Origin of the sequence: Sutterella faecalis (genome assembly GCF_006337085.1) — a bacterium.
In the GTDB taxonomy this organism is placed as follows: Bacteria; Pseudomonadota; Gammaproteobacteria; order Burkholderiales; family Burkholderiaceae_F; genus Sutterella; species Sutterella faecalis.
The window spans coordinates 261,333-273,348 of the sequence record NZ_CP040882.1 but is presented as its reverse complement, the minus strand read 5'-3'; the positions used below and the strand labels follow the sequence as shown (position 1 = coordinate 273,348).

Here is a 12,016-nt window from a genome sequence, read left to right as displayed (position 1 = left end):
TAATAAACGGCATAGTTTGTCCGACCCAGGAAAAAACTCCTTTCATTGAACAGAATTCGATAGCTGATGAATACCAAATCGGAGACTCTGAACGAAGAGGAAGAAGCCTTCCTCTCCACCACTCCTGAAACCATCTATTTCGGCCGGTATGAGGTAAAGCTCTCACGGGCGGCGCGTCTCATGCGGTCGCTCAACCTGCTTTCGATTCAGCACCGTCAGGCTGCCGCGAGCGAACTCGGCATTACGCCGACCCTGGCGCTCGAAGGCGAGGACGAGCTCGCCGGAGAAGCCGCGCGCACGATGAATGCCGCGGCGCTTCGTCCGCTTAAATTCCCTGAAGGGTCTTCGAACGCCTTTGAATCGTTCGGGAGTTCCAAACCCGAAGAAGCTTCAGACGAGCAGGCGCAAAAGCCTCAGAAGCCCGCCTTCAAGCCCCTAACCGGCACGACCTTCGCGATTTCGGGGAACATTTCCCTCGAAGGCGCGCGGTCCTTCACGTGCACCGACCTTCGGGACGAAAAGCTCCTCCATACGGCGAGGCCCGTGCTCTCCCTCGAGGAAGCCGGCGCTTCCCTCTCGATGGTCGCCAACTGCGGCGAAATGCTCGGGCTCCTCTCGCCCGAATACCAGGGCTTCACGGTCCGCTGCGGGTCCCCAACCAATCCCTGCTACCCGGAAACGTCGCCCCGGGTCATGTCGCCCTTCGACGCTTCCGCAGCACTCGTTGCCGTCGGAGCCGTGAGCGCGGCCCTCGTTCTCGGGCGCGGCTCAGACATTGCTTCGGCCGCCATCCGTTCCGGGATGACCGGCTACCGCCCGAGCCTCGGCGTCTTTACGTCAATTGAAGGGTTCGTGCATTCCTGGCGCTATGCCGGCTGGGGGGCGATCGGCGCGGATGCCGTATCGTCGGCCGCCTTCATGTCCATCGCCGCCCTCAATGAAGGCGTCTCCAAGATGCCGGGATGCGGTCCATGGGATTTCCCGGGCTACCGCCCGATGCTGATGGGTACCGAAGGCGTCGCCTCCTGGCGTCATGAGTTCACGAATCCCGTGAAGCCCTCGCGCGTGATTTTTGCGGTCGGCGAATCGTGGAATACGCCGGAGCGCAAGAAGGAAATTCAGCGCCTTGCAAAAGGCTTTGCCGACGCGGGCGTTGAGGTTGAGTACATTTCCGACCTCCCGGAAGAAGCCCCCGAAATCGAGTGGCTTTCCTGGGCTGAATTCGGTCCCGTTCTCGAAAACTACTTCGAGCACGCGTTTCCGCTCGCGCCCATCATCCGCACCGACCGCTTCCTCATGCTCCTCACCTTGAGCGAGCGCGTGAAGACGGCGGGCTTCGCCGCCATCAACCCGCTTCGCAGCAAGCGATTCGTCGAACTTGTCCGCCGCGAGCCCGATCTCCTCGCCCCCTGGGCCGGAACCATCATCCGCAATCGCGTGATGCCGCTCAAAACCCGCTTTGAGGCGCTCTTCCGCGGCAAGGACCGCCCCGATGCCGTCATCTGGTTTGGCGGCTCTCAGGCTGTTGACGCTGCTGAAGGCGCGATCTTCGGCATCCCGGTTCTTGACGACAAGGAACAGAAGGAGATCGCCGGCGCGTTCGTCTTCGGCGCTCCGCGCGAGGACGCCCGCACGCTCGGCGTCGCCGTCATGCTCGAAAACCTGAGGAGCCCGGAATTGGAGGACGCCGTCAGGCAGATCGCGATCCAGCGCCCCGATGTCGTCTTCGAAAGGGATGATGCCGAATATGCGGATCCCGACGACGAGGATGACGACGAGGTCTCAGAGCCCTCTGACAACGAACTCATGAAGAGCCTCTCGGAAATTGCTTCCGACTCGGCCGTCATTCTTCCGGCGGGCACGCTGCCCGAGGACGCCTCTGAAGAGGATGCCGAAGATGATCCGGTGGATGCCGAAGAATTCTCCCGTCAGCTCAAAAAACTTGTCGGCGAATTCCACCAGGCGCTCACGGAAGCCGCTGAGGACGACAAAGACCTTGCGGAAACGGCAGCCGCCTCTTCCATTCTCGTCAAGTCCCTCATGCATGGCGAGGAATTCCTGGTCTCCGACAAGGACGCAGAGACGAAGCCTGAAGCTGCGCCTCAGCCTGCGGTTCCCGCTGAGGATGCCGCATGGCTCGCGAAGTTCATGCCGGATTCCCTGAAGCGCTGCCCCGAAATCGCAGAGGAAAAGTTCCTCCGCGAGATCTTCACGGATCCGATGCCCGAAGAACCCACCGTCGCGGACTCGGACTACATCCTCCAGTTCGCGAAGTACTGGCTCTTCCGGCACGAGCGTCATAAGGCGCAGAAGACCCTTGAGCGCATTCCGGAAGCAAACCGCACGTTTGCCGTTGAGGAAAACCTCGTTCTTGCGCTCTTCCTCGATCCTGACATCGAACGCGCGACCAAGGCGGCTGAAGCCCTCAATCCCACGACCGACTCGGAGCGCGCTCGCAAGGAATGGCTCCTTGGAATGGGTGCCCAGCGCCTCGACGACAAGGATGCAGCCATCGAGCACTTCCGTACGTCGCACCGCTTTGCGCCTGCCGATTCGCCCGCGAACTTCCCGCTGGCACTCCTTATTCTGCAGCGCGACGGCGTCGACTCAGAGGAATACAAGGCCCTGAAGGAGGTCGTCAGGACGAGTCAGCCCTCGGCCTATAAGCTCCTTCTTACCGACGAAGAGCGTCTCGAGAGGGAAAAGAACTTCGAACAGGAGCTCCTCCACGAACTCCCCGCCGGCGTCTTTACGGCGACGCTTCTTCTCCCCCGCGAGCATCTCCATCTCAATAAGGACCGGTTCCTGAAGGACCTCTGGAACAACTGGAACCTGGCGATTACCGACAGGACCCCCGAAGACCCCGACACGTTCACCTTCCGGATCGGCTACCTGACGGGCTCTCTCAAATGCGAATCCGGCAAGGTCCCCGACACATCGCTCGAACAGGCGGCCAGAAAGAACATCTATACCCGGGAGGCGGAGTCGCTTCTTCTCAGCCACGCAGGGCGCATCAATCTGCGGCTCGAAGCCGGAACGACGCCGTTAAAGGACGCGGCATCGCTCTTCGCGCAGATGCTTGCCTCCGCCTGCCGCTCGAATGAACCGCTCGGGGTTTATCTCTCAGGGGTGCTCCAGCCCACCAATTACTGCATCGATGCCGCGAGGCCCGTCGCGGTCGGGGCTTTCCCGACGCTCTCCGTCGTAAGCATCTTTACGCTTGAGGATTTCGGCTCGCCTTACATCTCGACCTACGGTCTCACGACCCTCGGACACCCGGAAATTGAGATTGATCTCGACGGACTCCCCTTCGAATCGGCAAGCATGCTCATTTATTCCCTCCTCGAGCGGATCGTGAACGATCAGTTTGATGAGGAAGCTCAGACGATCCGTTTTGGCCTTGATACGGAAAACCTCACGGAACTCGAGATTCGCCGCGCTCCGGGACGCAATGTCGCGACCGAAGTGCTCCTCTTCACGAGGAAGGGCGAGGAGGAGGAGATCCCGCAGGCGTAAAAGACTTTGAGAAAACACCCATGAGTCCGGCAGAACAAGTTAATTCGAGATCTAACTGCTTGTTGCCTAAAGTATACAAAGCTATTTTCTGCCGGACGCATTGTATTTTCTGGAAATGTTTACAGCCATTTGTAAACACTGTGGCGGCAGGATTCAAATGTCCGCAAGAATGCAGAGGTCATATCGGTCAAACGGGATTACCCGGTTTCGTTCCGAATGACCTCTACATCTACTAAAAGAACCTCAATTCTTCCCACTATAGTGAGCCGGAAGAGCGTTCCTTTCGAGGGCGACCTCTTGGGCGAGGAGGCCCATAGATGATCGGCCGAACTCTGGGGCGCCCCGGCTTGCGTTTCGGCTGGGGGTTTACTTCCTGTGCCTTCGTCTGTTCCGGTTTTTTGCGCGGCCGGCCGCGTTTTTTCGGATCCGGCGCTTTGTCTTTGCCGGGCAAGGCGAGCTCCAAAGCCGCCAGCAGCTCTCCATCGCACTTCAGCAGACGATTCCAGTATTCGTCATCAACCTGCGGCAGGCTCTCCCGCGGCGCCTTGCGATTGCGCCAGCACGTTCTGAGCGAGTCCATGACATCCCCGAATGTTGCATTGTCGAGTACTCCTGCCTTCGACATGCGCTTCACAATGCGGGATGTCAGGATGGAGGCAATGAGGTCTACGAATTCGGATCCGCGGACGGAGTAGTCGGACTGGACCCGGGTTACGCCGAAATCAAGGCTGTTCTTGTAAACATCGAAGAACATCTCAAGCTGCCAGCGCTGTTCGTAGCATGCGTAGACCTCAGCGCACGTCATGTCGAGATCCGACTCAAAGACGATTGTTCCATACGAACCGCAATGCTCATCGTAGTTCTTCTTGTCGTATGAATCGCTCCTGCGCTGGCGGTCCATGAAGGAGTTGTCTTCCGCCTGAGCCTTCCACGAATCCCTGAAGGAGTAGAGGAAGCGCCCGTTTCCCATCTTTACCTTTTTGCAGCGGATGCGCTTATCAATGCCGCGCAGACAATCCTCGAAATCGAGCATGGCGTTCTCTGCAATCTTCTTGTCCGAGCGCTTCAGCGGCGTGAGGAAATGAAGCCCTTCATGCTTTCGGAGCAGGCCTTCAATTGCCTTGGGAGGGAATCCCTTGTCCGTGATCAGGACGCCTCGTTCGATTTTGTTTTCCGAAACGAATGAGCTGTAGGCGCGGGCGTCGATCATATTGCCCGGATAGACCTGTGCGCACAAGGGTTCCTGTGCTTCAAGGTCATAGGCGTAGAGGACGGAAATCTCTTTGCAGCCCTTGACGCGAGCCTTTCTTGAGAAGGCAGACAAATCATTGACGATGCTTGTGTTCTGCTTGAGCGTTCCATCAATGATGATGTGGTGATCCCTGCAGACGGCGGCGAGCCGGGCAGTGATGAAGGCATTCATCTTGCCGGCGTCCTGGCCGAGCAGGTTCAGGAACTTGCTGATGGTGTTCTCAGAGAGAGGCAGTCCGGGGTAGAAAACCGAGATGAAGGACTTTTCGTAATGCTGACGGCATCGGGAGATCTTGATGCCCTTGTGCTCAATGCGGAGCAAGGCGAGCGCAAGAATCATGCAGGCGTCCTTGACTTCGTAGACCTTGAAGAGCTCATCGTCGAGCCCTCGAAGTTCGTCGTGAAGCAGTGCCGCGGCCCCGTAAGAGAGATAGTCGGGACCGTCTTCTGCAAGACTCGCCGCGGACTGGCGAGGCACAAACTTGCCGTCAATGATGTGCCCAATGACCGGCCCGTTCACCGGGCGCGGGTTGCAGCCGGGCTTGCATATGGAAGCCCGACGACTGTGAACCGCATAGCGCTTGGCGCCATTGCTGCCGCTGTCGATGACAACGGTATTGCGCGGTCTCGGAACCTTGCGGATGTGCTCTGGAACGGCCATGAAAATATCCTTGATAATATCATATATTATAGTTCTAATCACTATAGAAATCAATGTTCTCGGATTAATTTTCAAGGTCAAAAAGCAGTCCCAGGCCGGATTTCGGACATGAAAAAAGCCCCAGAAATGAGGGAAACTCATCTGAGGCTTGCACGAAATTTCAATTTGTTGATTTTTAAGAATTCTTCATAGTGTGAAGATCTGAGGTTCTTTTAATCTACTGGGGATTTTCAAATCATGAAAAAGACTCTTGCTGCTCTCGCTGTTCTCGGCGCTTTTGCCGGTTCCGCTGCCGCTGCTGATGTGACGCTCTACGGCGTCGTCGACTATGGCTTCCTTTACAAGCACAGCGAATCCACTGAAGCAAAGAGTGGCGATACCACTAAAACCGATTCTCTGACCCTCGACAGCGGCGTGGACTCTGCTTCCCGCTTCGGCCTCAAGGGCACGGAAGATCTTGGAAACGGCATGAAGGTCGGATTCAAGCTGGAAAACGGCTTCTCTGCTGATGACGGCACGCTTTCGCAGAATGGTCGTCTCTTCGGCCGTGAAGCTTCCCTCTCGCTCTATACCGATTTCGGTACGTTCTCTTTCGGCCGCATGGGTTCGCTCGGCTCTGCCGCCGGCACCTATGACACGGTCTTCCTGATCGGCGACGCCTTTGATGGCGGCGACGGCGATGTTTTCGGCTTTGCCACCACTGATCGTTACGACAACATGGTTGCGTACCAGTCGCCGAAGTTCGCCGGCCTTCAGGTTACGGCCATGTATTCCTTCAAGGAAGACACGACCAAGAATGTTGCTGATGGTGTGGATAATACGGACTACGGTGCTGAAGGCGACTTCTCGTCTGCCAACCGCTATGCCGGCCTTGCCCTTACCGGCGAATATGGTCCTGCCCAGTTCGTGGCCGCTTATGAGCTTCTGAAGTACGGCTACGATCCGCGTTCGGGTTAGAATCATGATCGCGCCCTCGAAGACAAGGACGGCAACATCTTCTACCTCGGCGGCAACTATGACTTCGGCGTCACCCGCGTCTTCGCGATGGGCCAGTATTTCGATGGCCTCACGAGCCACGGTCTTGTCGACAAGTCTCCGGCGGTTGACTCTGACGGCGTTAAGGGCTACGGCCTCCACCTCGGCACGCAGACCCCGATCTCCAATGGACTTCTGACCGTTGGTGCCTACTATGTCGACTATGAACAGGACGGCGTCCTCGCTAATGCTCAGAAGGAAGAAGGCACCTACTACGGTCTGGCCGCCCGCTACGAATATGACCTCAGCAAGCGCACGATGCTCTATGTCGGTGCCGGCTACGGTCAGGACAGCCGCGATCGTCTCGCCACCGATCGTGACGATGAGGAATCGCAGGTTACTCAGGCCTATGTTGGTCTGACACACCGCTTCTAATCACAGCTTGATGAGACACTTGCACTGCCACATTTAAGTTGAGCCCTAGACAGTGAGAAAGGTGAGGTTTCAGAAATCCCAGCCTTTCTTCGCTGCCTCAGAGCAAAGAAGTGAAGCCGAAGTTCTTTAAAGGAGCTTCGGCTTTTTCGTTGCCTGGCTCTTCTCTCCATGATTCGTTTTCGCTTCCGACAGCCCAGCAGCGAACCACCGCTGCCGCTCCCAACTTTTTAAGCCGTTTTTCCATTCATTTCACCATTCTTTAAACAAGAATCGTTCGCAAATCGGAGCATAAAAATTGGTGGCGAACTTACAACAATCAAGCTTCGAGAAGTCTCGCTTTTCGAACTTCTATATGTTTTTTATGCGGTTTTCACCTCTTCTGGGTTTTTACTTAACCGGAATCGCTTAATTTCTGTTAAAACTCCTATCAGATCCATGGACAGGCAGGGATCACGGCTGTTCTTCATGAACGGCTGCTCAGGCTTCGGCGGTGACCGTGCATAAAGCTGCTGCGAGCTTGCCTGTTTAATAAAGCTGAACGGCGGGCGTGCAAACCTCCGTTCGACTTTTGGGAATTTTCCCGATTGTTAAAAAAGGCTCTGAAAAATGTTTAAGAAGACTCTTGCTGCAGCTGCAATCCTCGGCGCTTTTGCCGGTTCCGCTTTTGCTGCTGACGTTACGCTCTATGGTAAGGTTGACTATGGTTTTGGCTTCACCAACACCTCTGTTGATGGCCAGGATGACGTCAATTCCTTCCAGCTGAAGTCCGGCCAGAATTCCGGCAGCCGTTTCGGCCTTAAGGGCACTGAAGACCTCGGCAACGGCATGAAGGTTGGCTTCTCCCTCGAAAACGGTTTTGCTGCCGACGATGGCACGATCGATAACAATGGTCGTCTCTTTGGCCGTGAAGCCCTCCTCTATGTCCAGGGTGCTTTCGGTGAAGTTTCCTTCGGCCGTGCTGGTCAGCTCATGTCGGGCAATGGCCGTTACGGCATGTGGACCAGCAATGTGAACGCACTCGGTACGGGCTGGGGTGACGTTATGGGTCTGCCGCAGGTTTCTAATGCTAAAGCCTATCAGCGCTTCGACAATCTCATTACGTATCAGACTCCGTCTTTTGCCGGCTTCACAGTTACTGTCCAGTATTCCATGAAGAACGACAGCACCAATGATCAGAATACCGGTGTAGCTAATGACGCTGGTGACGAGAACAAAGCCAACGTTGATCGTTACTACGGCATTGGTGCACAGTACAAGAATGGCCCCTTCCAGGCTGTGGCGATTGTTGACTCCATCAACTACGACTCCTCTAAGAAGGCAGTTTCCACCGAAAAGCGTTATGAAGATGATTCTCTGAACGTCGCGCTTGGCGGTTCTTATGACTTCGGCGTTGTTAAGGCCTACCTTGCTGGTACGTATTCTGAAAATGCTACCGGCTGGGGCAAACTGAAGAACCTTACCTTTACTGGTAAAGCTGCTACGGGAACTGCATACGATGCAACTGTTGATGGCTACGGCGTAATGGCCAGCGTTGACGTTCCCGCTTTCGGTGGTACTGCCAAGTTCGGCGTCGGCTACGGCGAAGCGGAGCAGAGCAAGGTTGCTTCCGGTGTGGACAAGCCTGAATTCAAGACCTACACGGTCGGTGCCGGCTACACCTACAACCTCTCGAAGCGCACGATGCTTTACACGGCTGCCGACTACGTCAAGGCTGATTACAACAAGGCCGCTGGCGACAAGGACGCGGATGCTTATTCCGTCATCGCCGGCATGGTTCACAGCTTCTAATCATCTGATATGAAGCAAGAGAATCTCCCGCTTCTCTAGAAGCCAGAGATTCGAGCAAAAGCTCACTAAAACCCGCCCGGGGACGCCCGAGCGGGTTTTATTTTGCCTGCCGTCTTCCCTCTCCTAACCATCACCTAATTCCACGCACCCTAGAATCTCCTCATAAGATCCCTCTTTTCCCCAAACGAGATTCCCCATGCGCATCCTCCTTGTTGAAGACGATCCGATGATTGCCGACGCCGTCAAGGCGGCGCTTTCTGATGAAGCCCACGCAGTTCATCTCGTAACCAACGGCAGGAACGCGCTCGCGCAGCTCTCGGTCAACACTTTCCAGCTCGTGCTTCTCGACCTCGGGCTCCCCTCGGTCGACGGTATGACGGTGCTCCGCACCATGCGCGCGGAAAAGAACGATACGCCGGTCATCATCCTCACCGCCCGAGACGATCTCGAGGATCGTCTCCAGGGGCTCGACGCCGGTGCGGACGACTATCTCGTGAAGCCCTTCCACATGAGCGAGCTCCTTGCCCGCATGAGGGCCGTCATGAGAAGACGCAACGGCGCGTCGGACAACAATCTCACGAACGGCGTCCTCACGCTTCACATGGATACGAAGACGGCCGAAATGAACGGGAAGGACTTCACGCTCACGAAGCGTGAATTTGCACTACTCAATGCCCTCCTTGCCCGACCGGGAGCCATTCTTTCCCGCCGGGCGCTCGAAGACCGCATCTATGGGGCCGGCGAAGAACCCGAAAGCAACGCCGTCGAATATCTGATTCATTCGCTCAGAAAGAAGCTCGGCGCTGACGCCATCAGGAACGTACGAGGCTTGGGCTGGATGGTCGCAAGCCGCGATGCCGCGGCCCGCAGCTGATTCGTTTCTCTTTCCCATCTTCCAAGAGGAGCCCGCCTTGAGCGAAATCCTGAAGCGTTTCAAGGAAACGATCTCTGAAATCCGGACGGCGCTCCGCACGCCTCATTCTGCAAACCCGTCCTTCACGCTCCGCGCGAGCCTCTGCTGCGCGGGAGCGATCGTTGCGTTTTCGCTCGTTGCTTCAGCCTCGATCTTTGCGGTCTCCTACTTTGAAGCCGCGGAATCTCAGGAAGACCGCCTCGAGGAAGTGGCGGGCATCCTCGCGCGCTCCCGCATTGCCTTCAGCCAGAAAGGAAACTCCTTTGAAGCGCTTTACATGGACGATGAGGACTTCGAAGACCGCTACATCGTCGACGAAGATGACCCCAGGGCAGGACTCCCCGCCGGGGCAGACATCCTCATTCAGACGCTTCACCGCACGGGCCGCGCATTGAGACTGAGGCTCGAACGTCCTTTAAGGGACGGCTACCACACGCTCAAAATTCACGGAGCCGACTACCGCGTCTTCGTTCTGACGGTGAATGTTGGCGGAAGACACGTCGTCACGGCGGAAAGGAAATCCGCCGTCTGGAAGGAAGCCTGGGCCGATACGATCAACCTCATCATTCCCTTCCTTGTTCTCTCGGTTCTCCTTTCCCTCTGGATCTGGTTCTTCCTCTGGCAGATGATGCGGCCGGTCAAGCGCCTTGCCGCGGATCTCGGCCACAGATCGGGCGACGCGCTCTCGCCCATGGCGCTCACCGGCATGCCTTCAGAGCTCCTGCCGCTTCTCACGGCCTTCAACGGCCTTCTCGCCCGCGTTGAAACGCTCCGGGAACAGGAAGCGCGGTTTGTGGCGGACGCCGCGCACGAACTTCGCTCTCCGCTCGCGGCCCTTTCGCTTCAGGCTGAGCGCCTTGAGAAGGAAGACCTTTCGCCTGCAGCGAGGGAGCGCCTCTCCACCCTTCGCGCCGGCATCGACCGTGCAGTGCGTCAGGTGAGTCAGCTCCTTACATTGAAGCGCGCGCAGTCGAAGACGTCAGCCAAAACTTCCGATCAGGAGCGCCGACAGGGTGCGGCTCCCCAGAAAGCGGACATCATCAGCGCCTTCAACGAAGCCATCCAGTCCGTCTACTGGGAGGCGGAAAAGCTCGGCCTTACGCTTGAAGTTGAGGGCATTGAGGATCTGCCTCCAGGAGCCGAACCGTCGCTCCCCATGAATTTCGACGACCTCTTCACGATTCTGAGGAATCTCCTCGAAAACGCCGTCCGGTATTCCCCGGCCGGCACTGCCGTGACCTTGCAGCTCGTCAGCATGAATCCGCCCGTCATCCGCGTTTCCGACAACGGCCCGGGGATTCCGGCCGCCGAACGCGAGCGCGTGATGGAGCCCTTCTACCGTCGTCTTGGAACGGGGGTCTCCGGCACGGGTCTCGGACTCGCTATCGTGAAGACCCTCTGCGACCGCTGGAATCTCGCCGTGGAGCTCGATGAAGCGCATCCCGGAAATACGGAAGCGCCGGGCCTCGCGGTCACGATCCGGAAGCGATAGGTTCCTTGAGCGCTGCTTCCCAGAGCCTTCGCGCCGCGATCAATCAATAATCAGACAATCGCTCCGATAGTTTTTCTCTGTAAACGAGCACGGTACACAGAGCGACCCTGCCGCACGCCTCTCCCACAAGTCACGCCGCTTCTCAATTTCCATAGGAAAGAGCACATTGGCTCTTCTTTCCCTCCATCCGTTCCTGTCTCCCTTCCGAACCCTGCCCGGAATGTCCGGAGGTCTGTTCATCCTTGACCGCCCCGACAGAAAAGATTTGCTACCTCTTTTCAGCGTTCTCTTACGTCCTTCTGCGTCTCGCGGGTTAACCCGATCACGCAGCTCTCCCCCATAATTAGTCTCCCTTTTTTCCCCTTCCTGATCCTTCAATGACTGCTTCAGGTTCTTCTTCCACCCCGCCCGCCAATCAACCGCATCGTCACGCGGATGCCGACACACAGCTTCCCGAAGGTCCCTGCCGCCAGTGCGCCTTCCCGACCGACCCTGCCGCGGCAACATCCGTTGAGTCGCCGAAGCTCACGTCCGCGAGCCTCGTCATCAACCTCTGGCTCACCTACGCGCAGGCCGCGGCGCTCATTGCCATCGCCATTGCCGCCGTGGGCGGCATCGGTCAGGCCGCATGGGAAATGATCGCCGCGAGAAGCATCAGCCTGGGCGACCTCCTGATGCTCTTCCTCTATGTGGAGATTCTCTCCATGGTGAAGGGAGCATCCCTCGGCACGCGTGAAATTCCGATTCATACGCCGATCGCGCTCGCGATTGTTGCGGTCGCCCGCTACATCGTGGTCGACGTCGAGCACATCAACGCGCTCACGATGGCTTCAACCGCCGGCGCGATTCTTCTCCTCGTGATTGCACTCTGGATTCTCAAGAAGACGCTTCGCTCCCGCGACGCCTGATCTTTCGGTCCATCACGCATGAATGTTTGGCCGGAAGAACGGCCTCAGGGAAGCAGCACGGGACAATCGCGCTGCTT

General features: G+C 57.2%; 6 protein-coding genes and 1 pseudogene. 6 read left to right on the top strand and 1 reads right to left on the bottom strand.

Going from position 1 to position 12,016, the window contains the following annotated elements; genetic code table 11:
- Positions 1–66: 66 nt before the first annotated feature.
- Positions 67–3,516, top strand: a complete 3,450-nt coding sequence (locus FG381_RS01085) for a hypothetical protein (RefSeq protein ID WP_139687132.1) — start codon at positions 67–69, stop codon at positions 3,514–3,516.
- Between the two features lie 256 nt (positions 3,517–3,772).
- On the opposite strand, the gene FG381_RS01080 is transcribed toward FG381_RS01085, so the two are convergent.
- Complete coding sequence (locus FG381_RS01080; protein ID WP_165697875.1) at positions 3,773–5,428, bottom strand: transposase; 1,656 nt, start codon at positions 5,426–5,428, stop codon at positions 3,773–3,775.
- Between the two features lie 237 nt (positions 5,429–5,665).
- Here FG381_RS01080 and FG381_RS12910 point away from each other — a divergent pair.
- The 5 genes and pseudogenes from FG381_RS12910 to FG381_RS01055 all read left to right on the top strand — a co-directional run bounded on the left by FG381_RS12910 (position 5,666) and on the right by FG381_RS01055 (position 11,939).
- Positions 5,666–6,838: pseudogene (locus FG381_RS12910) on the top strand (porin).
- Between the two features lie 606 nt (positions 6,839–7,444).
- Positions 7,445–8,626, top strand: a complete 1,182-nt coding sequence (locus FG381_RS01070) for a porin (RefSeq protein ID WP_139687130.1) — start codon at positions 7,445–7,447, stop codon at positions 8,624–8,626.
- A 196-nt stretch (positions 8,627–8,822) separates the two neighbouring features.
- Positions 8,823–9,500, top strand: a complete 678-nt coding sequence (locus tag FG381_RS01065) for a response regulator (RefSeq protein ID WP_139687129.1) — start codon at positions 8,823–8,825, stop codon at positions 9,498–9,500.
- A gap of 37 nt (positions 9,501–9,537) precedes the next feature.
- Positions 9,538–11,031 carry an ATP-binding protein gene (locus tag FG381_RS01060; RefSeq protein ID WP_165697786.1) on the top strand — a complete coding sequence of 498 codons (1,494 nt, stop codon included), beginning with the start codon at positions 9,538–9,540 and terminating at the stop codon, positions 11,029–11,031.
- A gap of 377 nt (positions 11,032–11,408) precedes the next feature.
- On the top strand, positions 11,409–11,939 hold the full coding sequence (locus FG381_RS01055; protein ID WP_139687127.1) for a phosphate-starvation-inducible protein PsiE: 531 nt from the start codon (positions 11,409–11,411) through the stop codon (positions 11,937–11,939).
- The last annotated feature ends 77 nt before the right edge of the window (positions 11,940–12,016 follow it).

Excerpts from the sequence above, each read along its gene's own strand:
- FG381_RS01085 (WP_139687132.1), top strand. The coding sequence starts at position 67 with ATGAATACCAAATCGGAGACTCTGAACGAAGAGGAAGAAGCCTTCCTC.
- FG381_RS01065 (WP_139687129.1), top strand. The coding sequence starts at position 8,823 with ATGCGCATCCTCCTTGTTGAAGACGATCCGATGATTGCCGACGCCGTC.
- FG381_RS01080 (WP_165697875.1), bottom strand. The coding sequence starts at position 5,428 with ATGGCCGTTCCAGAGCACATCCGCAAGGTTCCGAGACCGCGCAATACC.
- FG381_RS01070 (WP_139687130.1), top strand. The coding sequence starts at position 7,445 with ATGTTTAAGAAGACTCTTGCTGCAGCTGCAATCCTCGGCGCTTTTGCC.
- FG381_RS01055 (WP_139687127.1), top strand. The coding sequence starts at position 11,409 with ATGACTGCTTCAGGTTCTTCTTCCACCCCGCCCGCCAATCAACCGCAT.